This window comes from Empedobacter sp. UBA6305, assembly GCF_002440405.1.
GTDB classification, from domain to species: Bacteria; Bacteroidota; Bacteroidia; order Flavobacteriales; family Weeksellaceae; genus Empedobacter; species Empedobacter falsenii_B.
Map to the genome: position 1 here is coordinate 107,015 of NZ_DJTP01000050.1, position 23,428 is coordinate 130,442.

At 31.3% G+C, this 23,428-nt stretch carries 22 protein-coding genes; 12 read left to right on the top strand and 10 right to left on the bottom strand.

The features are described from left to right. Positions 1 to 2: 2 nt before the first annotated feature. A complete protein-coding gene (locus B3M86_RS13430) occupies positions 3 to 554 on the bottom strand; it encodes a YqgE/AlgH family protein (protein WP_219033938.1) in 552 nt (183 codons plus the stop codon). 74 nt (positions 555 to 628) lie between these two features. On the opposite strand from B3M86_RS13430, the gene pdxH reads away from it, so the two are divergent. Beyond that, positions 629 to 1,276: a pyridoxamine 5'-phosphate oxidase gene (gene pdxH, locus B3M86_RS13435; protein WP_280048899.1), complete on the top strand. Its 648-nt coding sequence runs from the start codon at positions 629 to 631 to the stop codon at positions 1,274 to 1,276. Between the two features lie 22 nt (positions 1,277 to 1,298). On the opposite strand, the gene B3M86_RS13440 is transcribed toward pdxH, so the two are convergent. From B3M86_RS13440 to hemW, 4 genes are all read right to left on the bottom strand, one after another. Next, positions 1,299 to 3,362: a M48 family metalloprotease gene (locus B3M86_RS13440; protein ID WP_291076026.1), complete on the bottom strand. Its 2,064-nt coding sequence runs from the start codon at positions 3,360 to 3,362 to the stop codon at positions 1,299 to 1,301. A gap of 77 nt (positions 3,363 to 3,439) precedes the next feature. Then, entirely contained in the window at positions 3,440 to 4,672 is a 1,233-nt protein-coding gene (gene rocD, locus B3M86_RS13445) for an ornithine--oxo-acid transaminase (RefSeq protein ID WP_115000400.1), read from the bottom strand. Between the two features lie 63 nt (positions 4,673 to 4,735). Beyond that, on the bottom strand, positions 4,736 to 5,545 hold the full coding sequence (murI, locus tag B3M86_RS13450) for a glutamate racemase (RefSeq protein WP_125349482.1): 810 nt from the start codon (positions 5,543 to 5,545) through the stop codon (positions 4,736 to 4,738). 17 nt (positions 5,546 to 5,562) lie between these two features. Further along, entirely contained in the window at positions 5,563 to 6,690 is a 1,128-nt protein-coding gene (gene hemW, locus B3M86_RS13455; protein ID WP_115000397.1) for a radical SAM family heme chaperone HemW, read from the bottom strand. 126 nt (positions 6,691 to 6,816) lie between these two features. Between hemW and B3M86_RS13460 the strand changes: the two genes are divergently transcribed. Next, complete coding sequence (locus B3M86_RS13460; RefSeq protein WP_038330556.1) at positions 6,817 to 7,008, top strand: cold-shock protein; 192 nt, start codon at positions 6,817 to 6,819, stop codon at positions 7,006 to 7,008. Positions 7,009 to 7,062: 54 nt separating this feature from the next. Here the strand turns inward: B3M86_RS13460 and B3M86_RS13465 are convergent, their stop codons facing one another. After that, entirely contained in the window at positions 7,063 to 7,608 is a 546-nt protein-coding gene (locus B3M86_RS13465) for a hypothetical protein (protein WP_115000395.1), read from the bottom strand. A 41-nt stretch (positions 7,609 to 7,649) separates the two neighbouring features. Here B3M86_RS13465 and B3M86_RS13470 point away from each other — a divergent pair, with 41 nt between their 5' ends. From B3M86_RS13470 to B3M86_RS13480, 3 genes are read left to right on the top strand one after another with little or no spacing between them, the layout of a single operon-like run. Beyond that, positions 7,650 to 7,982, top strand: coding sequence for an MGMT family protein (locus B3M86_RS13470; protein WP_115000393.1), 333 nt, complete (start codon positions 7,650 to 7,652; stop codon positions 7,980 to 7,982). A gap of 58 nt (positions 7,983 to 8,040) precedes the next feature. Then, the gene (locus B3M86_RS13475; RefSeq protein ID WP_280035614.1) at positions 8,041 to 8,973 is read left to right on the top strand and encodes an ABC transporter ATP-binding protein; all 933 of its coding nucleotides are present in this window, start codon (positions 8,041 to 8,043) and stop codon (positions 8,971 to 8,973) included. Between the two features lie 12 nt (positions 8,974 to 8,985). Continuing rightward, entirely contained in the window at positions 8,986 to 10,305 is a 1,320-nt protein-coding gene (locus tag B3M86_RS13480; protein WP_291076024.1) for an ABC transporter permease, read from the top strand. Positions 10,306 to 10,358: 53 nt separating this feature from the next. Here B3M86_RS13480 and B3M86_RS13485 read toward each other — a convergent pair whose 3' ends face one another. From B3M86_RS13485 to B3M86_RS13500, 4 genes are all read right to left on the bottom strand, one after another. Then, positions 10,359 to 11,153, bottom strand: coding sequence for a hypothetical protein (locus B3M86_RS13485; protein WP_260392525.1), 795 nt, complete (start codon positions 11,151 to 11,153; stop codon positions 10,359 to 10,361). Positions 11,154 to 11,291: 138 nt separating this feature from the next. After that, entirely contained in the window at positions 11,292 to 12,056 is a 765-nt protein-coding gene (locus B3M86_RS13490; RefSeq protein WP_280035617.1) for a hypothetical protein, read from the bottom strand. Between the two features lie 7 nt (positions 12,057 to 12,063). Then, positions 12,064 to 12,951, bottom strand: a complete 888-nt coding sequence (locus B3M86_RS13495; protein ID WP_286494880.1) for a glycosyltransferase — start codon at positions 12,949 to 12,951, stop codon at positions 12,064 to 12,066. Beyond that, the gene (locus B3M86_RS13500; RefSeq protein WP_125349489.1) at positions 12,911 to 13,444 is read right to left on the bottom strand and encodes a methyltransferase; all 534 of its coding nucleotides are present in this window, start codon (positions 13,442 to 13,444) and stop codon (positions 12,911 to 12,913) included. Before B3M86_RS13500 ends, B3M86_RS13495 begins: the two co-directional genes overlap by 41 nt. 89 nt (positions 13,445 to 13,533) lie before the next feature. Here B3M86_RS13500 and B3M86_RS13505 point away from each other — a divergent pair, with 89 nt between their 5' ends. The 7 genes from B3M86_RS13505 to B3M86_RS13535 all read left to right on the top strand — a co-directional run bounded on the left by B3M86_RS13505 (position 13,534) and on the right by B3M86_RS13535 (position 23,426). Beyond that, the gene (locus B3M86_RS13505) at positions 13,534 to 13,926 is read left to right on the top strand and encodes a hypothetical protein (RefSeq protein WP_125349490.1); all 393 of its coding nucleotides are present in this window, start codon (positions 13,534 to 13,536) and stop codon (positions 13,924 to 13,926) included. Positions 13,927 to 14,047: 121 nt separating this feature from the next. Next, positions 14,048 to 14,371 (top strand): hypothetical protein, encoded by a 324-nt coding sequence (locus tag B3M86_RS13510; RefSeq protein ID WP_185655210.1) that lies wholly within the window; start codon positions 14,048 to 14,050, stop codon positions 14,369 to 14,371. A gap of 98 nt (positions 14,372 to 14,469) precedes the next feature. Beyond that, on the top strand, positions 14,470 to 18,798 hold the full coding sequence (locus B3M86_RS13515; protein WP_291048394.1) for a CusA/CzcA family heavy metal efflux RND transporter: 4,329 nt from the start codon (positions 14,470 to 14,472) through the stop codon (positions 18,796 to 18,798). A 1-nt stretch (position 18,799) separates the two neighbouring features. Then, positions 18,800 to 19,936: an efflux RND transporter periplasmic adaptor subunit gene (locus tag B3M86_RS13520; RefSeq protein WP_125349493.1), complete on the top strand. Its 1,137-nt coding sequence runs from the start codon at positions 18,800 to 18,802 to the stop codon at positions 19,934 to 19,936. A 148-nt stretch (positions 19,937 to 20,084) separates the two neighbouring features. Then, positions 20,085 to 20,762 (top strand): response regulator transcription factor, encoded by a 678-nt coding sequence (locus B3M86_RS13525; RefSeq protein ID WP_125349494.1) that lies wholly within the window; start codon positions 20,085 to 20,087, stop codon positions 20,760 to 20,762. 3 nt (positions 20,763 to 20,765) lie between these two features. Beyond that, the gene (locus tag B3M86_RS13530) at positions 20,766 to 22,103 is read left to right on the top strand and encodes a sensor histidine kinase (protein ID WP_291076022.1); all 1,338 of its coding nucleotides are present in this window, start codon (positions 20,766 to 20,768) and stop codon (positions 22,101 to 22,103) included. Between the two features lie 72 nt (positions 22,104 to 22,175). After that, positions 22,176 to 23,426: a TolC family protein gene (locus B3M86_RS13535; RefSeq protein ID WP_115000065.1), complete on the top strand. Its 1,251-nt coding sequence runs from the start codon at positions 22,176 to 22,178 to the stop codon at positions 23,424 to 23,426. Positions 23,427 to 23,428 lie beyond the last annotated feature (2 nt).

Consider the following 23,428-nt stretch of genomic DNA (forward strand, 5'->3'; position numbering starts at 1 on the left):
GATTAATTCATAGAAGGATCAGCGGGGGTGTTTAGCCAAATTAAGTTCTCACCTCCAAGCTGTTTCATCAATTTTTTCCACAAATCAGCATCCCAACGCTCAAAAATATCAAAATCCAAATCCGTTACAGCCCACGAATTATTGTTTAATTCATCTTTGATTTGCTTTGGTGCCCAACCACAATATCCAATAAAAAACTTGATTTCATCTTGACTAATCAAATTCTGATTTACTGCATCACGCACATCTTCATACACGCCAGACCAATATAAATTTTCAGTAATTTTTTCACTATTTCTGATTAAATCAGGTCGTTTGTGAATATAATAGATGTTTTCTTTATCGACAGGTCCACCTTCAAAAACAATAGATGCAGACTCCATTTCAGATACAAAAATACTAATCGGAATATGAGAAGAATGATTAAGAATAAAACCAATACTTCCAGATTCTAAGTGTTCTGTAATTAAAATTACACTTCTCTGAAAAATATCGTTACTTAATGTTGGTTTTGCGACCAAAATAGCTCCTTTTTTTATACTTTTGATAGACATTTTTGTTTCGGTTTTGTTACGTAAATCTTAACGAAATATACAATTAGCTGTTTAAAAATATAAAATAATCATTAATGAAACAAGATTTAAGTTATAAAAGAAAAGTTTACGAAAAACAGTCGATGAATTTTGATTCGTTAAGAGAAAATCCGATCGAACAATTTCGTGATTGGTTTCTGCAAGCTGAAGAATCGGATGGAGTGGATGAAGCAAATGCGATGTCTGTTGCAACGATTGGTGAAGATGGATTTCCGAGAACGCGTGTTGTTTTATTGAAAAGATATACGGACGAAGGTTTTATTTTTTATACGAATTATAACAGTCAGAAAGGAAAAGCTTTATTAGAAAATCCGAAAGTTTGTTTGTCATTTTTTTGGCCATTTCTAGAAAGACAGATTATTATAAAAGGTGTGGCTGAAAAAACTTCGGATAATAATTCGGATGGATATTTCGAAACACGTCCAAGAAGTAGCCAGTTAGGTGCTTGGATTTCGGCGCAAAGTTCTGTGATTGATGAGCACGAAGATTTGACGGCAGAGGAATTGGAATTAGAGAAAAAATACGAAGGAAAAGAAATTCCGCGCCCAGCACATTGGGGAGGTTTCTTGATTCGCCCAACAGAAATAGAGTTTTGGCAAGGACGTCCAAGTCGTTTACACGATAGAGTTCGTTATGTTTTACAAGACGATTTTGATTGGAAAAAAGAGCGTTTAGCTCCTTAAAATATAAAACAAAAGCCTCTAATTAAGAGGCTTTTGTTTTTGATGTATAGTTTAACAATGGTTCGTATTCTTTTAGAAAAGCAGATTTCTTTTGAAACAATAAGTTATTTGAAACTTGATCTACAAAGTATAAATTTTCAATCAAATTCTCAAAAGCATTGTTGTTATAACCTGTAGAGTCAAAAAAGAAAATCCAATCTTCATCTATAAAATATTGCGCATTTTCAACTTTTCGAATTGTTATTTTTTCCTTTGCTATTTCACTTTGTAGAATATCTTTTGTTACATTTTTTAGTTGTTCAACTTGATCATTCAAAACTGTTAAAGCCTCAATTCTTAGCTTTTCGTGAATAGGTTTTGTTGCAAAATTAATATGAGTTCTAATTTCATCTACCAATTGAATATTCGCTGATAAATCTGCTTCAACTTTGATACAATCTTCTAATAAAATAGCTTTTTGTTCATCTAAATTAGATCTGAAAAATATTTTGATATTGTCTAAATATTCAGAAAACTCAGCTTCTTTTTCCTTATTTATTTGCTCCAATTCTTCTTTAACTTTCAGTACATCTTGTTTTTTATTGTAAACAACATTGTTGTATTTGAATGGTTGCGGCTTTTTTTGACTGGAAAAAAAATCTAATTGCAATAAATCAATTTGTAAAGCTAAATATTGTTTTGCAACTATAATATTTTCATCCGAAAACAATTCATTCGTAGGAATATTTTGTTGTTTATCCGTTAAATCAGCTTTTTTAATTCGATCAAAAGGTAAATCATAATTTGAAAAAAAATGATTGTAAACTTTAGGGTAATTGTATTTATTATGAATGCTTTTAAACGTTTCAATAAATTCTGAATTGTCTATTTCATTGACACGATATAAATTTAATTGAAAGAAAAAATTGAATGTAAATTCTTCTTCAAATTCATTATTTTTTTGAAGTAATGTAATGGCTTTTGGAGATTTGTCTATCTCAGAATGATGATTTGTAGACGCTATATTTGCTAAACGTTTGTCCATTTCTGGATGCGTCGACCATAAATCTTCAAATTGTAGTAAAGAATGATTTTGATTAAATTCATTAATTCCAACAATTGCTAAATTATTTTCTAAAGAAAGTTCGTAATCATCGATATAAAAGTCAACTAATTGATTCATATTTTGATAAATATTAGTCGAAAACTTTTTATCATCTTGTAAACTTGTATAAAAATTGGCTAATTCTTGGTAAACAAATTGATACAATTCTATTCTCAATAATGGTTTGCTCATCGTCTCAATTCCCACAACATTTGTTGCAATTTGATCCGCATGAAATTCCATTTCTCGACTTAATTTTAGATAATTAAATTCTAATTTTTTGTGAATTATTTTCAAAATAGATTCAATCATTTTATTGTAAGCAACAGCGCCCATCGAGATAAAACCAACAATTCCATTAATTTGACCTAAGTTATCGACATCAAATCTCAAGGTTTGATTACTGTATAAAATATCTTCCATAATTTTGGTCGCATTTCCAACATGACTACCAATTGTCATTGATTTTTGAGAAAAATGCCCAAATTCGTGCGCAATTATTCCTTTTAATTCGTTTTGAGAAATACCATGAAGCAAACCAATACCAATCGACAAATTTTTTCTCGTCGGAAAAACTAAACTTTGCAAATTGTTCGAATAGGAAACATATGCATTTACATCATCAATAATAAATACTTTTTTTGGATGTTTTGTGCCAACTTTATCTGCGGTTTCTTTTATTAATTTGAATAATTCTGGTTGATCTATTTCAAAAATTTCAATTCCATTTGTAGCTGTTTTTTTGAAAATATTCAGAATAAATTTAATATTATAGTAAACGATTAAACCTCCTAAAGCCAATAGTCCCAAACCTAAAATAATGGTAATCCACATTGGTTTTGCAATGACAATAGCGATTCCTCCACAAACACAAATTATAAAAATGATGATGCTCAAAATTGTAGAAAAGAAAAGAGTAATCAAGAAAAGAGCAATCCAAACTGCTGATTTTTTTTGCGCCTTTTTGTACGTTTCAGAAACGTTTATTTTAAAAGAATTCATAGTGTTAATTAAAGTTTCGAATATAAAAAAACCTGATGAAATTTCATCAGGTTTTTTCTATATCATTTTATTGTTGATTATTTATTAAACTCTTGTGCAGTTTTACGAATAATCGCTAAACATTCGTGTAATTGTTCTTCGTTCATCACTAAAGGAGGAGCGAAACGAATGATGTTTCCGTGTGTAGGTTTGGCTAATAATCCGTTGTCTTTCATTGCAACACAGAAATTCCATGCTGTTTCAGATTCTGGTGTATCGTTGATTAAAATTGCATTTAATAAACCTTTTCCACGAACTGATTTGAATAATGGAAATTCTTCAGCCATTTTCGTGATTTCTGTTCTAAAAATTTGTCCTAATTTTTCAGAATTTTCAGCTAATTTTTCGTCCAAAACAACTTGCAAAGCTTCTGTAGCAACAGCCGCAGCTAATGGATTACCTCCATAAGTAGAACCGTGTTGTCCTGGTTTGATGACATTCATTATTTCATCATTTGCTAAAACTGCAGATACTGGATAAGCTCCACCTGAAACGGCTTTACCTAAGATTAAAACATCAGCATCAATATTTTCGTGATCGATTGCTAACATTTTTCCTGTACGTGCGATTCCTGTTTGAATTTCGTCCGCGATAAATAAAACATTATGTTGTTTACATAATTCTTCACAAGCTTTCAAATATCCTTCAGAAGGTACATTAACACCAGCTTCTCCTTGAATTGGTTCTACTAAGAATCCACAAATTTTATCTGCTTTTTCTTCTAAAATTTGTTTCAAAGCTTCAACATCATTGTATTCTACAGCTTCGAAACCACTTGTGTAAGGATTGAAATTTTTACGTGCATCTTCATCATTCGAGAAAGAAATAATAGTAGTTGTACGACCATGGAAATTGTCTTTACATACTACAATAATCGCTTCACCAGTTGGAATTCCTTTCTTTTCGTAACCCCATTTACGAGCAATTTTTAGCGCTGTTTCTACAGCTTCTGCACCCGTATTCATTGGCAATACTTTATCGAAACCGAATAATTCTGTGATAAATTTTTCGTATTTTCCTAATTCCGCATTATAAAAAGCACGAGAAGTTAACGTTAATTTTTCGGCTTGATCTTTCAACGCTTTAATAATTCTAGGATGACAGTGACCTTGATTAACAGCTGAATAAGCTGATAAAAAGTCGAAATATTTTTTTCCATCAACATCCCAAACGTAAACACCTTCACCTTTTTCCAATACAACTGGAAGTGGGTGATAGTTATGCGCTCCGTATTTTTCTTCTAATGCAATTAATTCTGCTGATTTTTCCATGTAATGATTTGTTTTTGTTTGTTCGTAATATTTTATAAAAAAACCGACAAATAATGGTCGGTTCTATTTCGTTTCTAAATTTTTCTCAATTAATTGAATATCTTTTCCAAAGAATTTTTTTGCCACTTTTATAATATTATCTGTATTGTCAGAAATATAAAATGTATAGTTTGCAACAGTATCTTTCGCAGCCAATTTTCCTTCTTTTGCCAATTGATAAATTACTTGATTCACGACAATTAAAGGTGAATTTACGATATCAACTTTTCCTTCAAATACTTGATTGATTTCTTTTTCCAGATGTGTATAATGCGTACATCCTAAAATAATCGAATCAATTCCTTCTAATTTTTTGTTCAATAAATACGTTTCTAAAACTGCTTTAGAAATCGTAGAATTTGTAAAACCCTCTTCGATAACAGGTACTAAGAGAGGAGTAGCCATTTCAATAACCGTAATATGTTTATTTCGACGACGAATTGCTTTCTTGTACGCGCCCGAATTTACAGTTGCTTTTGTTGCAATAACACCTATCTTTTCTCTTAATTCGAACGAAACTTTCTCCGCAACAGGCGAAATAACATCGATAACAGGAACATCTTTTCCTGCAGCTTCTCTAATTTCTTTCAACGAATTAGCGGTTGCAGAATTACATGCAACTAAAATCGCTTTACAATTATTGTCTATTAAAAAATTAGTAATGTCTACCGAAAATTGTGTAATCGCTTCTTTCGATTTTTCTCCATAAGGCAAATTTTGAGTATCGCCAAAATAGATCAAACTTTCGTTTGGTAGCAGACGTTTTATTTCTTTTGCAAACGTCAAACCACCAACTCCAGAGTCGAAAACACCAATTGGTCTGTTATCATTCATATCGCAAATTTAACAAATTAATTGATGTAAAATAATCTAGAAGCAATTCCGTCTGCGAAAAATTTTGCTTCGGGTTTCAAAATAATTTTATTTTCTTTCTTTTCGACTAAATTTTCGTTGATTAATTGATTGAGTTCTTGATGAAAAGAATTAACTAAAGGTTGAGAAAATTCTGAATTAATTCGATTTAAATCTATTCCATAAATTGTTCTCAATCCTATCATTATCATTTCATTAAATTTTTCTACTTCATTTAAAACTTCAATTTCTTGAGGTAGATTATTTTCGTTGATAGCTTGTATGTATTTAGAATTATTTGCAATGTTCCAAGCACGAGTTTTTCCGTTATAAGAATGCGCAGAAGGTCCAATTCCTAAATAATGAATTCCTTTCCAATAATTAGAATTGTGTAAAGAAAAATACTCTTCTTTTCCGAAATTGGAGATTTCATATTGAATAAAATCATTCGAAGTTAAAGTGTCAACTAAAAGTTGAAATTGTTCGTTTTGACGATCTTCATCAACCGGTTTTGTGATTCCTTTTTTGATTTGATGATCTAAAATTGTTTTTTCTTCGACTGTTAACGCATAAGAAGAAATATGTGGAACATTCAGCTCAATTGCTTTTTGCAAATTTTGCTTCCACATTTCGTTGGTTGTGGTCGTAGAACCATAAATCAAATCAATAGTGATATTTTCGAAACCAAAATCTTGCGCCAATTTTATCGAAGTTTCAGCTTCTTGTGCATTATGTGCGCGATTCATTAATTTCAAATCTTCTTCAAAAAATGATTGAACACCAATCGAAAAACGATTAATCGGAGTTGATTTTAAGAAATTAAGTTTTTCTTTATTCAAATCATCAGGATTCGCTTCGAGTGTAATTTCCTTTAAATTTTTGGTTGAATAATTTTTATAAATCGTTTCGAAAATACTTTCTAATTCAATTTCGGACAGGATAGAAGGTGTTCCTCCTCCAAAATAAATCGTTTCTAAAGGTGTTGAAATTTCATCTTTTCTGATCTCAAGTTCTTTATTAATTGCTTGAATTAAATTTGATTTATGTTGAAGATTTGTCGAAAAATGAAAGTCGCAATAGCTGCATTTTTGTTTACAAAACGGGATATGAATATAAATTCCTGCCAAAATATTATGATTTGAAGCAAAATTATAATGAAATTATAGGCTAAAAAAATTGTTATAAAAAAAACTAAAAATTAATATTGGTTTTGTAAATAAATCTTATATCTTTATCAACGAAAATAAAATACTATGAATAAAGGAACTGTAAAATTCTTTAATGAAGAAAAAGGATACGGATTTATTAAAGATGACGAATCAGGAAAAGAGTACTTCGTACACGTTTCTGGTTTAACAGACAAAGTAGCTCAAAACGATAAAGTATCTTTTGACTTAGAACAAGGAAAAAAAGGCATCAACGCCGTTAATGTGAAAGTAATCTAATTAATATATTATCTCAACATATTTCTTGTAAGCGACCTATTTAGGTCGCTTTTTTTATTCTTTGATTTCGTCGCTATTTTGATAAAACTCTGCATCACGAAGCAATTCATTCACGAAATGATACAATCTTCCTAGCTGATATTTTGCCAAATAATGACCATATAAACTCGCTAAATAGGTTCCTAAAGTAATCAATAATGCAATAGGAATACTCCAAATCCATACACTATTTCCTTGTACAATATATTCGGAAACCGCATAAGAGCCTAAGGTGATAAAAATAGCTCCGCTCAAACCATACAAAAATGCGAAAAATGTCCAAACATTAGAAGGCGGACCAATAATTCCTCTTACAACCAAATAGTTAGGATGATCATCGTCATCTTCAATTCTGATTTGTAATTGCGGGTGCCAATATTTATCCTTGTCTTTGCGGACACGAATCATCGCAACTTCCTGATTGGCATAACCTCCGTATTCAGTAGAATTTGTTTCAAGGTGTTTTTTGATTAAATCAATAAATTCTTGTTTTGATAAATGCGTAAAAACCTTAAAACGTGGTCGGCTTAAAAGAGATTTAATTGGAACTTTTTGGCTCATATTCTATTACTTTCTTTAAATTTACAATAAATGTTTAGATTATGACAAAAATCATTTCTGATACTTATGAGAAAATTTATGAAATAGTTCGTCAAATTCCCGAAGGACGTGTTTCTACTTATGGTTTGATAGCAAAATATATAGGAGAAAAATTTTCTGCGCGTGTGGTTGGCTATGCGATGAATCATGCACATAATCGAGAAGATGTTCCTGCGCATCGTGTTGTAAACAGAAATGGTTTGTTAACTGGAAAACATCATTTTAATCCTTCGAGTTTGATGCAGCAATTGTTAGAGAATGAAGGTGTGGAGATTATAAATGATAAAGTGATTAATTTTAAAGAAATTGTATGGGATCCGAATGAATCTCATTAAAATCTGTAACAAAATTTACTTTCTTCTTACTAATTTTACAAATCAAATGATATAGAAAATGGAATTTTTATTGCAAGCTCAAGGCTTAACAAGAAAATATAAAGATAAAGTTGCGCTTAATAATTTTAGTATCAATATTCCACAAGGTTCTATTTATGGACTTTTGGGACCAAATGGTGCTGGAAAAACGACTTTTATTCGTATTGTCAATCAAATTACAGCGCCAGATAGCGGGACAATTTTGTTGAATGGAGAACCTTTGACGAAAAAATCAATCGGTCAAGTTGGTTATATGCCAGAAGAACGTGGTTTGTACAAGAATATGAAGGTTGGAGAACAGGCACTGTATTTTGCAAAACTGAAAGGTCTTTCTTCTGCGGAAGCTAAAAAACGTACCGAATATTGGTTCGAGAAACTTGATATGATGTCTTGGTGGAACAAGAAATTGAGCGAGTTGTCGAAAGGAATGGGACAAAAAGTTCAGTTTGTGATTACAGTTATTCACAATCCTTCTTTGCTGATTTTTGATGAACCTTTTAGTGGTTTTGATCCTGTAAATGCACAAATTATTGCGAATGAAATTCTTGAATTAAGAGATAAAGGAACGACAATTATTTTTTCGACGCATCGTATGGAATCTGTAGAGGAAATGTGTGATCATGTTGCTTTGATTAATCAATCGAATAAAGTATTAGATGGAACAATTGAAGAAGTTAGAAATCAATTTAAGACAGGGAAATTTTCGATTCAATTGAATGAAATTCCCGCTGATTCTCTTCAAAATTTAGCGAATGAATTTGAGATTTCGGATGTACGAAACGTTAATCAACGAACTGAATTTAATTTGTTGTACAATAAAGAAACACCAACCAATGTGATTTTAGATAAATTGATGCAAGTGGGGCAAGTTCATCAATTCAAAGAAATTATTCCTTCGATGAATGATGTGTTTTTGGAAGCCGTCAAACAAAGTTCAATTCCTAATCTTTAAGCTAATTTTCAAATGAAAAATATATTTTTAGTTGCACAACGCGAGTTCTTTTCTCAAGTAAAAAACAAAGCGTTTATTGTTATGACTTTTCTTTCGCCTTTGTTGATTGTTGGAGCAGGAGCGGTGATTTTCTTTTTGAGTTCTGCAAATAATTCCGAAGTGAAAAACATTGCAATTGTAGATGAAAGTACAGAGTTTGTAACCTCGTTTAAATCGACTAAACAAATGATGTTCAGTATTTACACGCCTCAAGAATTGCAATCAATCAAAGATACACTGAAAGGAAGCGAATATTTGAATGCGATTCTTCATATTCCGAAAAATACAGATGGAAATTATGATAATATTGAGAAAAATACTGTATTAATCACAAATGGAAATCTTGGAATTACTGATCGTGAAAAACTTTCGAGAACGATTAGTGATAAAATAGTAAAAGAAAAACAGGCAAAATCTGGTATTGACAAAGCGGCTTTAGAAGCTTCTAAGGCACGTGTTAACCTGAATGTTTTTAACGTTACAGACGGAAAAGAAGATAAAGGAATGGAGTTGAAAATCGGATTATCGATGTTTTTAACTTACATTATTTTCATGTTTGTGATGATTTATGGTGTAAAAGTAATGCGTTCTGTGGTTGAAGAAAAAAATAATCGTGTTGTCGAAATTATCATTTCTTCTGTAAAACCTTTCGAATTAATGATGGGTAAAATCTTAGGAACGACAATGGTTGCAGTCACGCAATTTGCAATATGGATTGGAATGACAATGGGGTTATTGATTTTATTTCCAACAATTGCTGCTTCAAGAATGGATATGTCGCAACAAATGATGAATCAAGCACAATTAGCCGAGACTAATCCAGATATGATGCAAAAAGTAACAGAAATTAGCGAAGTATTGTTAACGTTTAATTATCCGTTAATCATTTTTGCTTTTATTTCTTATTTTATCTTAGGATATTTGTTCTACAGCTCTGTTTTCGCGGCAATTGGTTCTGCGGTTGACAATGATACAGATACGCAACAATTTACATATTTTCCTTTAGTTCCGATGATGATTGGACTTTACGGAAGTATGACAACTTTCGAAAATCCTGATGGTCCAGTTGCTTTTTGGTTATCAATGATTCCATTGACTTCTCCCATCTCAATGATTACTCGAATTCCGTTCGATGTTCCGATTTGGCAATTAGCTTTATCCTTATTTTTGCTGTTAATCAGTACAATATTTATGGTTTATATTGCTGGAAAAATCTATAGAATTGGGATTTTAATTTATGGTAAAAAACCAACTGTGAAAGAAATGATTAAATGGGTTTCTTATAAAAACTAATTTTACACAACTTATAAAACTAAAAAAAGAGCTTGATTTATCAAGCTCTTTTTTTAATCGTCTATCGTATCTTTTTTGATGATTTTCGTATTATTTGGTACTTTTCCGTATAAAAAGTCGAGGTATATTTTACTGTAAGAATTAAATAATTGAAGTAATTTGAAATAATTTACATCATTCAATTCTATTTTAGATTCGGTATTTGTTAATGCATTTTCAATGAAATCTCTGATTTTGAATTTCGGAATTTTTAAATCATTTGTGAAATAATCTTCACCAAAATAATTCTTAATTTTTGTAATTTTATCGTATTTATCTTCATAATCAAGCAATGCTTTTCGTTGTTTGGCTTTACCAGAAAAAACATCATAAATACGCCCAATATCCAATCTCGTCAACGTAATATCTCCACTCAAAAATCCAGCTTTCAACGAAGATGTGTCTTTTATAGGTTTGATATCAGGATTAACACCAAGACTTTTATAAAGTTTTGTTACAACATCAGCTTTTTTTCCATTTTTGACATCTTTTTCAAGAATTCCTGTCAATTTTTGACCAATATATGCGGTATTCAATTGAATTGTCTGTACAGCTAAATGCACTACAATTGTTTGTTTATTGAACAAATTTGGTCTTAAGATAATTAGTCGATTTTCGTACCAATCAGATTGTATTTTTAGCGTGTCATTTACTTTTGCTTGAATAAGAAAAGTTCCTGTAAAATTAGAAATTGTTGTATGATTTGTTCTCAGATTTGTAACGTAAACTCCTTCTGCTGTATCGTCAGAATCATCAATGATAATGTTTCCCTGAATCCATTTTTCTTGTGCGAAAATAAAATTCGACAACAGCAATATTAGAATGGTAAATAGTGATTTCAATTGTTCGTGATTATACGTTTAATTATTTGTACGAAGATAAGTCTTAATAAATTAGCATCAATTTTGTTAACGTTTATTGGCTAAATTTTAAAAATCTATTAAGAATTATTGATTTTTGTTTTGATTTAATTCATTCAAATAATCTTTCGCATAAGATTCTAAATCAATCATTATCGTACCAAATTGTCTGCTCAAAACTTTTTCTTGAAGCGGATAACGCGCATTAACATAATATAAAAATTCTTCTATTTTATATTCAGGAATTTGTAATTGATTTGTATAAAAATCTGTAGGATAATAATGTTTAACTTCTTGAACGAGAGAAAGTTTTGTTTCGTAATTACGTACACGACGTTGCTCACGATAAAATCCATTCATATGACCAATCAATCGAACAGGATTTAAAACATCCATTGGCTTGAATTTTGCAATATCTCTTTTAGGTTCTAAATCTCGTAAACGTTGATCAAGTCCCATTTTATCGTACAAATCTGTTTTATTATCCTTGTGATATTTAGGTTGTAAAGGGCCTTTACCAATTGTAGCACCACTCAATTCAATTGTTTCAATATCCAAATGTGCTTGTAAAAAACCTTTGTTGTAAATATTTTGATTGACTACAATTTTTCTTGGAATCAAAAAATCTGCTTCAAACAAAATTGTATCGCCAACATTTGCTTGGATAGAATAATAACCCGAAGAGCTTGTACATGTCTTACTTTCTGACGTCAGATTTTCTATACGAGCACCAGAAACTGAGGAAATATAATCGTTTCCTTCGTCTACAACCACAGAACCAGTAATCAACTTATTTTGTGCAAAGCTGATGAATGGAAATATAAATAGTGTGTATGTTAACCAATATCGCATGTTAGATTTAACCTTTTATTTTTTGTTTCATTTTCGACCAACGATAATTTCGGATGAATTTTTCTTGATCTCGATTTACCATTTTTTTTGTACCATTAATTTTAGCTTCAAAAAAACCTTTCAAATAATACAAAATATATGTGGGTTTCTTTTTACGTAAAGCCAATTTTGTGCCAGCAATTAATGTAATCCAAAATCCATAACCTAATGCATAATAAGCCGCACCTTGTTTGTAAAGCGCCGATTTATTGTAACTCGCGCCAGTTGGTTTTAGATGTTTGATGTGTAAAGATTCGTCTGTAACAACTTTCCAACCATAATATTTACACAACAATTCGTCTACTGTATCCCAACCCATATGTGCGCGTAATCCACCAATTTTTTCGTAACAATTTTTTCTATACGCCTTAAATGCGCCACGAATATGGTCTTTATCTGTCAGATTTTCAAGAATCCATTTTCCGTCCTTATCAATATACGCAAAACCACCAACCATTGCAATATCTTCCTCATGATTAAAATGAGTTAAAATAGTCTCAAAATAATTGAAAGGAATATCTAAATCAGCATCCAATTTAACAATAATATCATAATTAGGATCAATGATTTCGTAACCTTTCAAGAAAGCTTGTATCACTTTGCTTCCTGGCTGATGTTCACCTTTTGATAAGATATTTCTTAATTTGATGAACGGATATTTAGCTGTAAATTCTTCTACAATTTGTTGTGTTTTATCGGTTGAATGATCATTTACAACAATCACTTCATATGGTAAAACAGTTTGATTAACGAGAGAATTTAGCGTAATCGCAATAAAATCTTCTTCGTTATGTGCAGGTATAACAATAGAGTATTTAGTAAGTAAAGTCTTTTTTTCGTTCTGCGTAGACAGCATAATATCTTGGTGTAATTCTTCTTAATAAGGGTCTTATTCCCAGTTTGTTTGATGGATGCGTCCATTTGTGACGATGTATTACATTCCATCCAGCTTTTTCCATTAACATGTCAAATTGCCAATCTTCAAATTCGTGATAATGTACATCTCGCGCATCATTTTGATTACGATAAGCAGGCGAAAACCACAAACGCATCGGAATTGAAGCTAATAATTTATCTCCAGGCAAATTTCTTAGCACTTCCATTGGATTTACCAAATGTTCTAAAATTTCTAAAGCCGTTACAAAGTTAGCATCATAATTTTGCAAATCCTTATAATAATAGTCCAAATCGTCGCCATTTGTATTTTTTACATCAAAACCATTTTCCAACATCACATCTGTAAAAGGATTTTTGATTCCTAAATCAAGAATTTTATCAGTAGGTTGAGCAAATTGTTTCAGCAAAGCTAAGGTTTCATTGTATCTTTTTTGTGGATATATTTTGTACATTGTGTTAGTTGTTTTCGGATGATAAATTTAATCATCTATTTTAATATTGCTCGTTTCTATTTTAAATTTTTTTATTGCAAATTTGCCAGATGAAAACGATTGGATATTATCGATTACGAAACAAAAATAAAGTAGAAGGTTTTGCGAAGGAGATAGATGGAGTGACCTATTTTAAAGGTTATAACGAGTTTTCTTGGCACGAAAATGCTTTACAATTTGATACCATAGATATTGGAATAGATATATTGGATAAACGAAATCGACGATTATTTACCAATGATATTGTGTTGTATAAAGTCTCTAAAAAACCATTCTTGCGTACAGGTTTTGTCGTTTACGAACCAAAACTGAAAGAATTTGGAATCGTAGATCAACAAAGTTTTCATTTTACACCTTTCTATGTTGAAGGTTTGTGTTTATTCGATCATGATAAACTCGAAGTAATTTCTCATTTATTTACGAAGAAAGAGGTTTCTAAGTAAGTTTAACGAGATTTTTCCATTAATTAAATTTGAAAGAAAGCAAAATTGACTGTACATTTGGGTTGTGAAACTATGGGCAACTAAAATTTTAATTTTTTTATATATAACAACTTCAACTCAATTGTGTCAGTTATATAAATTGCCTGTGTTTATTTCTCATTTTATTGAACATGATAAAGGAGGAGACTTTTTGGATGAAATGAAAACTTTTTTAGTTCATCATTATGGTGGACATGAGGTTGATGCGGATTGGGAAACTGACCAAAAATTACCTTTCATGAAAGTTGAGTTTGTTCATATCGACTTTTTTTTCTCTCCCATAAAACTCTTTGATGTTTTACACTTAGATAAAGAAATTTCTACGACTTCAATCAAAACATTTGATGAAGATTTCTTATATACTCATTATTTAGATTCTATTTGGCAACCGCCAAAACAAGCGTGATTTTTTTAGATTTTACGATAGATTGATTCTTTCAATTTATCCAATTTCAGCTATTTACAACTTGTATTTAGCACATTTTTAATCTATACAATTTTACGATGTTAAATAAAATTATTGATTTTTCAATCAAGAATAAATTTATCGTGGGTTTGTTTACGTTGGCTTTGTTGATATTTGGTATTTACGATGCGACAAAATTACCCATTGATGCACAACCTGATATTACATCTAATCAGGTTCAAATTATCACTGTAGCGCCTTCTTTTAGTGCAGAAGATATTGAGCGTTTAGTGACTTTTCCTATCGAACAAGCTAATTCTAATATTGGTGGGATTACCGAAATTCGTAGTTTTTCTCGTTTTGGATTATCATTGGTAACCATTGTTTTTGATGACAATACAGATGTTTATTGGGCGCGACAACAAGTAAGTGAACGATTGATTCAGGTTCAAAATGAGATTCCCGAAGGTATTGGAGAACCACAACTTGGTCCAATTTCGACAGGTTTGGGCGAAATCTATCAATATGTTGTTCGTCCCGCCGAAGGTTACGAAGATCAATATGATGAAACTGAATTAAGAACAATTCAAGACTGGATTGTTCGTCGTCAACTTTTAGGCGTTCCTGGTGTGGCAGATGTGAGTAGTTTCGGAGGAAAATTGAAGCAATACGAAATTGCAATTGATCCGCAACGTTTACAATCTTTTAGTCTGACAATTAATGATTTATTTGATGCACTGAGTGAGAATAATCAAAATACAGGTGGAGCTTATATCGAAAAAGGTCCTACTTCTTTATTCATCCGTTCTGAAGGTTTAATTGGTAACATCGAAGATATCGAAAATATTTTGGTCAAACGTTCGCAAAGTGGAACACCTATTTTATTGAGAGATGTTGCAGACGTAAAAACTGGCTTTGCTACGCGCTATGGTGCAATGACATATAACGATACAGGTGAAGTTTCTGGTGCAATTGTTATGATGTTGAAAGGAGCAAATAGTAACGAAGTGGTTAAGAATGTACAACAACGTATCGAAGAAATCAAAAAGACATTACCTGATGGAGTTGTTATTGAACCTTTCTTAGACCGTAAAAAAATGGTTGACAATACTATTCATACGGTTGAAACGAATTTACTTGAAGGAGCCTTAATCGTTGTCTTTATTTTGGTACTTTTCTTAGGTAATTTACGTGCTGGTTTTATTGTAGCTTCTGTCATTCCTCTGGCCTTATTATTCGCGATTATTATGATGAATATTTTTGGTGTAGGTGGAAACTTGATGAGTTTAGGCGCATTAGATTTTGGATTGATTGTCGATGGTGCTGTGATTATTGTAGAAGCGGCGATGCATCAGTTAGCACACAACAAAAAATTTGGGTTGAAGAATAAATTAACGCAAACTGAAATGGATCAAACAGTTGGTTCTTCAGCTAAAAAAATGGTGAATTCGGCTGTTTTTGGTCAAATTATTATTCTAATCGTTTATTTACCAATTTTTACTTTACAAGGAATAGAAGGAAAGATGTTCAAACCAATGGCGCAAACAGTTGCTTTTGCTCTGATTGGTGCATTTATTCTTTCGTTGACTTATGTTCCGATGATGACTACTTTATTCTTAAGTAAAAAGAAGAAAGTCAAACCAAATTTATCGGATCGTGTAATGGCTAAAATTGAGATTTTCCATCAGAAATATTTAATCAAAGCCTTAAAAGTTCGTACTATTATTCTAGCTGTTGTACTTTCACTTTTCACTATTGCTGTTTTTGTGATGTCTCGTTTAGGTGGAGAATTTATTCCTGCCTTAGAAGAAGGAGATTTTGCTGTAGAAGCGCGTATTTTACCAGGAAGTAATATTACGACAACAATAGAATACACAAATAAGGCAGCTAAAATACTGAAAGATCGTTTCCCTGAAGTTGAAATGGTTGTCACGAAAATTGGGAGTGGAGAGATTCCTACCGAGCCAATGCCAATGGATGCAGGAGATATGATTATTGTTTTGAAACCTAAAAAAGAATGGACTTCTGCCACAACTTTTCCAGAATTATCGGATAAAATGAGTAAAGCTTTGGAAGATGTTCCAGGACTTTCAACGGGATTTCAATTTCCTGTTCAGATGCGTTTTAATGAATTAATGACAGGAGCACGACAAGATGTGGTGGTGAAAATATTTGGTGAAAATTTAGATAGTTTAGCCAATAATGCAGAGAAATTAGGAAAAATAATCAATACTGTAAAAGGAGCGCAAGATTTGTATATCGAACCAATTAATGGAATTCCACAAGTTGTGATTGAATTTGATCGTGCTTTATTAGCGCAATATGGATTGAGTATTGGAGAAGCAAATCGAATTATTAATATGGCTTTTGCAGGACAATCTACTGGAATGGTTTTCGAAGGTGAAAAACGTTTTGATATGGTGGTTCGTTTAGCAGAAGACAAACGCGAGAATATCGAAGATATTCGAAATTTATTGATTCCTACTGCTTCTGGAATTCAGATTCCATTGAATCAATTAGCAAAAGTAGATTATAAAAATACGCCAAATCAAATTCAGCGCGAAGATGCAAAACGTAGAATTGTTGTTGGATTTAACGTAAAAGGACGCGACATAGAAAGTGTTGTACAAGAATTACAACAAAAAGTTGATGCTCAAATAAAACTTCCTACAGGTTATTATACAACCTATGGTGGAGCTTTCGAAAATTTGAATCATGCTAAAGCTCGTTTAGGTATCGCTGTTCCAGTCGCCTTGGTTTTGATTTTTGTCTTGTTATTTTTTGCATTCAAATCAATCAAAGAAAGTTTATTAATTTATACAGCCATTCCGCTTTCTTCAATCGGTGGAATACTATTCTTAGCTGCGCGAGATATGCCTTTTAGTATTAGTGCTGGAGTTGGATTTATCGCACTTTTTGGAATTGCCGTTCTAAACGGAATTGTATTAATATCAGAATACAATCGTCTACGTGATAACGGAATTAAAAATACAACTCGAATTGTTATTATGGGAACACGAACTCGTCTTCGTCCCGTTCTAATGACAGCTGCCGTAGCCTCTTTAGGTTTCTTACCAATGGCTCTTAGTAATGGTTCGGGCGCAGAAGTTCAACGTCCATTAGCAACTGTTGTTATTGGAGGATTAATGGGCGCGACTTTCCTTACTTTATTTGTTTTACCAATTTTATATGTTATGTTCGAAAATATTCATTTTAAAAAGAAATCAACTCGTCATAAATCAATTCCTACAGCTATTTTATTAGTTCTAGCTTTGTTTGGAACAACTGCTAATGCGCAAGAACGTATGAGTTTTGATGAAGTTGTCAAGTTAGCTGACGCGAATAACCTCGAAATTAAACAAGCAGAATTGACTACTGTTTATCACGAGAAAAATGTGTTTGCCAATCGTTCGCTTTCACCTTTAGATATAGCTGCGGAATTTGGACAAGTGAATTCAGGTGAATTTGATAACAAGTTTACTATTTCGCAATCGTTTCAATTTCCTGTGGTTTTTAAACGTCAAAAAGCTTTGAACGAACAAATGATCAGTACTTCTAAAGCAAATGAACAATTGACGAAAGTTGAAATTAAACAACGATTAGCTAATCTGTATGTCAATATGCAAAATACAGAATATCAACAAGATTTATTGAAAGAAAATGAATTGATTTACCAAGAGTTTTTGAAGAAAGCAAATTTACGTTTGAAGAAAGGTGAATCAAACCGAAGTGAGGTTTCTACAGCTATTATTCAATTGAAATCGATTCAAAATCAATTGAGATTAGTTGAGAATGAATTAGAAAATGAATCAAGACAAATTCAATTTTTAACCAATTCATCATTCAAAATTTATCCAACAAAAGATGGTGTAAATTGGAATGAAATTGCAGGATTATCTGTTTCAGGTACACACCCAATGTTAAAATTAGCTGAAGAAAATATTCAGACTTCTACTTTAGAAACTGAAATAGAAAAATCAAAGAAAATTCCAGTTTTAACAGTTGGATATTCAAATCAAAGCTTTTCTGATTTGGATCAAAATCGATACAATTCTTTTCAAGTAGGAGTTGGCTTACCTTTATTTAATAGAGGAATTAATTCGTCAATTGAAGCCTCAAAAGTTAAAACTGATCTTGCAAAACAAGCGTATACTTTACAACAATCGAAGTTGCAACAAGATTTTGATGTTTTAAAAAATAAAGTAAACTCTTACGAAGAAATAGTAGGAGATTTTGAGCAAACTCAACTTCCTGCTGCGAATGATTTACAAAAAACAATTAATCGTCAATTACTAGAAGGAGAGATTAATTTTTTGGATTGGGTGATTCTGAATAATCAAATCATCGAAGTGAAAACAAAGTTTCTAGAAGCAAAGAATCTACGTAATCAGGCTTATGCCGCAATGACTTTTTATACTGCACAATAATATGAAAAAATATATCTTAATGCTTTGTACATCTTTTGTTGTGATGAGTTGTAACAAAGAAGAAACAAAACCTGAAGTAGAGCAAAAAGCAACTATTTCTACTTCAATTTTAAAGTTGACAGATGCTCAATTAAAGAATTTTGAAATTGATACAACCTCTTTACGTCATCAGAATTTACCTACAACTATTCGGCTAAATGCAAAGACGGCAGTAACCCCAGAAAATACTATTTCTATCACCAATGCCTTTGGTGGTTATGTGAAACGAATTGCACTAATTCCAGGAAATTATGTCAATAAAGGACAAGTTTTGGTGGTTTTAGAAGATCCGCAGTATATCCAAATGCAAGAAGATTATCTCACAACAAAAGCTTTGTTAGAGCAGGCTAGTGCAGATTATGTTCGTCAAAAGGATTTGAATGCAGAGCAAGCAGCAAGTGACAAAGTGATGCAACAAGCGAAAGCAACACGTCAATCGTTGATGGTAAAGAAAAGTTCCTTGGAACAGAAACTAAGATTAATGAATATCAATCCTTCCTCAGTTTCGTTGAGTAATATCCGACGTACCATCAATGTTTATGCACCGATTAGCGGAATGGTGAGTCAGGTTTTTGCGAATACAGGACAATATATTTCGCCAGCAGATGCGATGTTAGAAATTATTAATCCAGATCGTTCTTTGTTGAATGTAAAAGTATTTGAAAAGGATCTGAGTAACATTCAGATTGGTCAATTTTTGAAAGCTTATACCAATGCAAAACCAGATCAAAAGTTAGATGCGCAAATCACCTCAATTTCAAATCAAGTGAATGAAGATGGAACGGTTGATGTTTTTGCACGAATTACGAATGCGAATGGTACGCGATTAACAGCGAATATGTATTTCAATATCGAATTGCAAGTGAATTCGCTTGACGCGAATGTTTTACCAGAAGAAGCTGTAATTCAGTTTGAAGGAAAAGACTATGTGTTCGAAAGACAAACTAAAAATCAGTTTCGATTAGTTCTTGTAGAAATAGGAGGTTCTGCGAATAAAATGATTGAAATAAAATCTCCTCAAAATTCAGGAAAAGTCTATGTTTCGAAAGGAGCATATAATCTTTTGACTGCGATGAAAAATAGTGGAGAAGGAGATTAGACTTCGAATTATTGAATATAAAAAACGAGCAATTTATTGCTCGTTTTTTATTGAATTTTGTTCTTTTTAAATTAAAATCCAATTAGAAAATTTGCTATATTCATCTCATCTTGATCAATTTCATTAATTTTGGAAAAATGGAAAGTATATGCAAATTTTAGTAATCGAAGATGATAAGCGAATTAGCGATTTTTTAATCAAAGGATTAGAAGAAAATGGACATTTGGTTACGCTTTGTAAAGATGCGGAAACTGTTTTAGATGAATTTCTTACGATTCAGTTTGATTTGATTATTTGTGACATTATGTTACCAAAAATGGATGGAATTCAGCTTGTACAGACACTTCGTTACAAAAAAATATTCACTCCAATTTTGATGTTAAGTGCATTAAATACAGTTCAAGATAAAGTTTCGGCTTTGGACTATGGTGCAGATGATTACATTACAAAACCATTTCATTTCGACGAATTATTATCGCGAATCAAAGCTTTAACGCGTCGTAATCAGTTTCGTTCACAAGAAATTCCTGAAAATAAATTGATTTTTGATGACTTAGAAATCGATTTGGATCAATACAAAGTTTTTGTCAATCAAGAAGAAACAGAGCTTTCTCCTCGTGAATTTAAGTTGTTGAATTATTTAATCGAAAATATAGATAAAACCGTTACTCGTATCCAAATTTTAAATGCTGTTTGGGGAATAACATTCGATAATCACACCAATGTTGTGGATGTTTACATTTCGTATTTGCGTAATAAAATAGAGAAAAATGGTATGAAATATATTCATACAGTAAAAGGCGTTGGTTATATGTTTAAAGCTTAAATTATGAAGTTAAAACATCGATTAGCGCTTTATTCAGTCATTATTTTTAGTATCATTATTTTGATTGTTTCTACAATTATTTATTTTTCTTTTTATACCGAAATGGAGAAAAAAGAGATCAAATCATTGCAGAATAAGACACTTTTGGCTTCTATTTATTATTTAGAAAAGGACGAATTACCTGTTTTAGAACATAATAATATCAAAAATCAATTAGAGAAGACGATTTCCCGAAAAAATATTTTAATTGTTGATCATAACAACAAAAAATACAATGGAAATATGTCGTCTAATAAAGATATTTCAACCAATTTTATAGAAAATATTCGTGCCAATAAATCAGATTTTTTTACAAGTAAAGATTTCTTTTATAACGGAATTTTTTATCGTGATAATGAAGGTGATTTTGTTGTAATCACGCGTGAATCTAAACAAGAATTTAACGAACAAATGCAATCGTTACTTCAAATTTTGATTTCGGTTTCATTGGTTGGGTTGATTTTTATTTATCTATTTTCTAATTTTTTAGGAGTAATTGCTTATGAACCGATTACAAAAATTATTGAGCAAATAAAAGAGCGTGATGCAAAGAATTTTACTGAACCTTTAAAGCTCAATAAATCGTATGCGGAGATTGAAGATTTAATCAAAACCTACAATCATTTTATTGATCGAATAGCGCAAACTTTTAATGTACAAAAGAATTTTATCGATTATGTTTCGCACGAATTACGAACTCCAATTACAGCATTATTAGGGACTTTAGAGGTAACTAATCATAAAAAAAGAACGCTCGAAGAATATGAAAACGTGATTGTGCAATTGAAACAATATACGAATGATTTGCAAGAAACGTTAGATCAAATGATGTTGCTTTCGGGTGCAAAAACGAGTTTTGAATTTAGTCAAATTCGAATTGATGAGGTAGTTTGGCAAGTGATTGAAAATGCTATTTTGTATCATCAAGCACGTATAAATGTGGATTTACAAGTCGAAAATAATCAATTGTTAACCATTCAAGGAAACGAAAAATTACTAGAAGTTGCGTTGAATAATTTAGTAAGTAATGCAATAAAATATTCGAACAATCAACCGATTTTAGTACAGTTTTTGGAAATTAATCATCGTTTGCAAATTCATATTTCCGATTTAGGAATTGGTATTTTAGAAACTGATATCAAACAAATTAAACAAAACTTTTTTCGAGGAAAAAACACGCAAGATTTTCAAGGAAAAGGTATTGGGCTTTCGATGGCGAATATTATTCTTACACTTCATCAAATTGATATAGAAATTGTTCCGAATAAACCTAAAGGAACGATTGTTAAACTCATTTTCTAATCTACTTTTAATCTAACTTAAAACTTACCTTAATCTTACACTTTTACTTTTGAATTTTCAAAAAGAGTAGAAGTGAAGAAGATCTATTATACAGTAATTCCAATTGTTCTTGCGATACAAACACAGGCGCAGAATGTAACGTTGGACAATTTAGAAGCCGCGTTTTTACAAAAAAATTATGCGCTTATTGCGAATAAATTCAATGTAGACAGAATTGATGCTGAAATTATTCAGGAGAAATTATGGCAAAATCCAACGTTGAGTATTTCTGAGGTTAATCTTTGGAAAACTTATAATGTAGAAGAACAGCCTTATTTATTCGGTAAATACGGGAAAAATCAACAAATTTCTGTCGAATTAGAGCAATTAATTGAAACCGCTGGTAAACGAAAAAAGCGTGTTGCGATTAAAGAATTAGAGAAGAATTCGGCACTTTTTGAGTATGAGGAATTGTTGCGTGAGCTGAAAAAGGAATTAAGACAAACATATTTTTCGTTGGCGCGTATTCAATCTGAAAAGAAAGAATTGCAAAATAGCGTTGATTTGTTTGAACAAATGATGACGCAATATCAGCGACAAGCAGATTTAAAAAATGTTCCAAAAGCAGATTTTTACAGACTTCAAACCGAATTAATTGGTTTACAAAAAGATCAAATTGAGCTAGAAAATCAAGAAATTGAATACATCAATAAACTTCGATTGTTAACGCAAAACTCAGATTTAAATGTAAATGAAATCGATTTTTCAAGATTCAATTCTCACTCCAAATCAATTCCATTTAATGCTAAACAATTAGCGAAAGAGCAAAATATAGCGTTAAAAAAACAAGAGAATGAAATCAATTTAGCTGAAAAACAATTGATTTTAGAAAAAGCACAACGTACACCAGATTTGGCTTTTCAAGTAATTTATGATCGAGGTGGAAATATTATGCGCGATTTTGTTGGTGTTGGAGTAAGCATTGATTTACCGATTTTTAATACGAATAAAGGAAACATCAAAGCTTCTGAAATTGTACTGAATCAACAACAAATCACCAAAAATGCCTTGAATTCTGAATTAGATATTTCGATTGATCGACTTCAAAATCAAATTAGTCAATTGGATAAAGCTCTTATTCAATGGAAAAAATTGAACAATCAAGAGCAATTAACTATGATTGACAATTACAAAAAACATCTCCAAAATAAACAAATCACTTTATTAGAATTTATTGATTTTACGCAGGCTTATCGTGAATCTCAAAAAGCTTATTTGGATTTATTAGAAAATTATCAAAACACATTCGAAGAACTAAATTATATCGTTGGACAAGATTTATAAAA

Bases quoted from the DNA above. Each gene is read 5' to 3' on its own strand.
- B3M86_RS13430 (WP_219033938.1), bottom strand. From the start codon at position 554: ATGTCTATCAAAAGTATAAAAAAAGGAGCTATTTTGGTCGCAAAACCA.
- pdxH (WP_280048899.1), top strand. From the start codon at position 629: ATGAAACAAGATTTAAGTTATAAAAGAAAAGTTTACGAAAAACAGTCG.
- B3M86_RS13440 (WP_291076026.1), bottom strand. From the start codon at position 3,362: ATGAATTCTTTTAAAATAAACGTTTCTGAAACGTACAAAAAGGCGCAA.
- rocD (WP_115000400.1), bottom strand. From the start codon at position 4,672: ATGGAAAAATCAGCAGAATTAATTGCATTAGAAGAAAAATACGGAGCG.
- murI (WP_125349482.1), bottom strand. From the start codon at position 5,545: ATGAATGATAACAGACCAATTGGTGTTTTCGACTCTGGAGTTGGTGGT.
- B3M86_RS13460 (WP_038330556.1), top strand. From the start codon at position 6,817: ATGAATAAAGGAACTGTAAAATTCTTTAATGAAGAAAAAGGATACGGA.
- B3M86_RS13465 (WP_115000395.1), bottom strand. From the start codon at position 7,608: ATGAGCCAAAAAGTTCCAATTAAATCTCTTTTAAGCCGACCACGTTTT.
- B3M86_RS13470 (WP_115000393.1), top strand. From the start codon at position 7,650: ATGACAAAAATCATTTCTGATACTTATGAGAAAATTTATGAAATAGTT.
- B3M86_RS13475 (WP_280035614.1), top strand. From the start codon at position 8,041: ATGGAATTTTTATTGCAAGCTCAAGGCTTAACAAGAAAATATAAAGAT.
- B3M86_RS13480 (WP_291076024.1), top strand. From the start codon at position 8,986: ATGAAAAATATATTTTTAGTTGCACAACGCGAGTTCTTTTCTCAAGTA.
- B3M86_RS13490 (WP_280035617.1), bottom strand. From the start codon at position 12,056: ATGCGATATTGGTTAACATACACACTATTTATATTTCCATTCATCAGC.
- B3M86_RS13495 (WP_286494880.1), bottom strand. From the start codon at position 12,951: ATGCTGTCTACGCAGAACGAAAAAAAGACTTTACTTACTAAATACTCT.
- B3M86_RS13500 (WP_125349489.1), bottom strand. From the start codon at position 13,444: ATGTACAAAATATATCCACAAAAAAGATACAATGAAACCTTAGCTTTG.
- B3M86_RS13505 (WP_125349490.1), top strand. From the start codon at position 13,534: ATGAAAACGATTGGATATTATCGATTACGAAACAAAAATAAAGTAGAA.
- B3M86_RS13515 (WP_291048394.1), top strand. From the start codon at position 14,470: ATGTTAAATAAAATTATTGATTTTTCAATCAAGAATAAATTTATCGTG.
- B3M86_RS13520 (WP_125349493.1), top strand. From the start codon at position 18,800: ATGAAAAAATATATCTTAATGCTTTGTACATCTTTTGTTGTGATGAGT.
- B3M86_RS13525 (WP_125349494.1), top strand. From the start codon at position 20,085: ATGCAAATTTTAGTAATCGAAGATGATAAGCGAATTAGCGATTTTTTA.
- B3M86_RS13530 (WP_291076022.1), top strand. From the start codon at position 20,766: ATGAAGTTAAAACATCGATTAGCGCTTTATTCAGTCATTATTTTTAGT.